The 1,714-nt window shown below is 56.5% G+C and carries 1 protein-coding gene; it reads left to right on the top strand.

Features of this window, described 5'->3' with window-relative positions; translation table 11 throughout:
• The coding region (locus tag WBG83_RS22310) for a glycoside hydrolase family 78 protein (RefSeq protein ID WP_336747588.1) at positions 1–1,596 on the top strand (1,596 nt) is incomplete at its 5' end.
• Positions 1,597–1,714 lie beyond the last annotated feature (118 nt).

Below are 1,714 nucleotides of genomic sequence, written 5' to 3'. Positions count from 1 at the left end.
ACCACCACACCAACGATTACATGGACGCAGAACGATGCGGACGGGCTGCATTTTACCCATTACCGGCTGCAAATCTTTGATATGGATACCGGATATGTAGCTTATGATAGCGGCGAGGTGGCGGAGGAATCCTGGAGCAATTGGAATGCGAAGGCGATTCCAGCCGGTAAGCTGGAAATTGGCAAGAAGTACCGCGTGCGGGTGATGGTAAGCGATGGGCGGGAATGGTCCGAATGGTCGGCCTTCAAATTTTTCTGCGTCAATTCGCCGCCGACTGTGCAGATCACAAACCCTAACGGTAGTCTAAACGCACCAACCATCATAAACGGTATTCTTCGACCACAAGTGGATTGGTCCCAGGCTGATAAGGATCGGAGCTATTTCAAAAAGTTCCTCATCGAAATTCGGGATGCCGAAGGAAGCCTGGTGTACCAGACCGGGGAACGGGACCAGAACACCTCAAGCCTGACGAACAGCTTCCAGGTGGACAGCGATTTGCCGAACGGCGTGCTGCTGCAGGCCCGGATGAAGGTGACGGACGAGGATGAAACGATGTGGTCGGAATACTCCAATACGGTTTGGTTCAGGATTAACCTGCCGCCGGCTGCGGAGCTGACGTTCCCGACCGGGACCTATGACAATCCGACACCGGGCAGTCCGCTGCCGACAATCACCTGGAGTCAAAGCGACCCGGACCCGGATACGACCTTTACGAAATACCGGGTGATTATCCGGGATGAATCGGGCGCTGCGACGCTTGTAGATAGCGGGGAAGTGAAGGGAAATACACAGACCGCCACAGGCAGCTACGAGGTCACGACAGAGCTTCCAGCCGGCCAGAAGGTGCAAGTAACGGTGATGGTTTGGGACGAGTATACCAGCTCGCCTTGGGCCGTGACACGCTGGATGCTGACGAACCGGCCGCCGGTCGCGGACTTGGACTGGAATCCGAAGCCGGTGTGGGAAGGAGACCTGGTGACGATCACAAGCCTCTCGACAGACCCGGATGGGGACCCGCTGAGCTATAAGTGGACCGTGCTGGATGTGGATAACACTCCGACAGCCTATACAACAGAGGAGTTCGACCAGCGATTTGTAATGCCGGGCTCGGTGGAGGTGACGCTGACGGTTTCCGACGGCTATGCCGAAGACAGTGTGACGAAGCTGATTCCGGTCGGAGAGCTTATGCTGCTGCCGGAGGTGAAGCATACGCCGGACTGGCTTGTCATTCACCGGGAAAAGGGCCACCAGACGGAGATAGCGCCGAAGGATTTTTATTCGGGGGAAATTTTCGTTGTGGAGGCGCAAAGCTCGCCGGCTCCGGTACGCCGGGTGACGGCCGCAATAGAAGCGGTGGGTCGCAGCGGCAGCTCGCTGGAGGTCAGCGCCGAGTTGCTTCAGACGGAAGAAGCCGTGTTATTTTCGGGAGAGCTGTTCGACCAGCGGTTTTTATCGCTGACGGAAGGACTGCCGGAGGGTTCGCTGCCGGTGTATTTCCGGATGGAATATGAGAATGGAACGGTGAAGGAGCAGGAGGTGCAGATTACTATTATCGGGCATGTGCTGGAGGCCGTTGGCGTGCACCGCAGGCACTGAGCCGTGATTCGTCAACTGGGGGGCGAGTGGAGGTGATTCATACCAAACATTCATGAGTGTTCCGGGCACCCTCCATCACAATGCAATCACCATCACGAATGAACGAAGCGACGTAAAG

It is taken from the genome of Paenibacillus sp. y28 (assembly GCF_037137075.1).
Classification (GTDB): domain Bacteria; phylum Bacillota; class Bacilli; order Paenibacillales; family NBRC-103111; genus JBBBNV01.
This window is presented reverse-complemented; position numbering and strand designations above follow the sequence as displayed.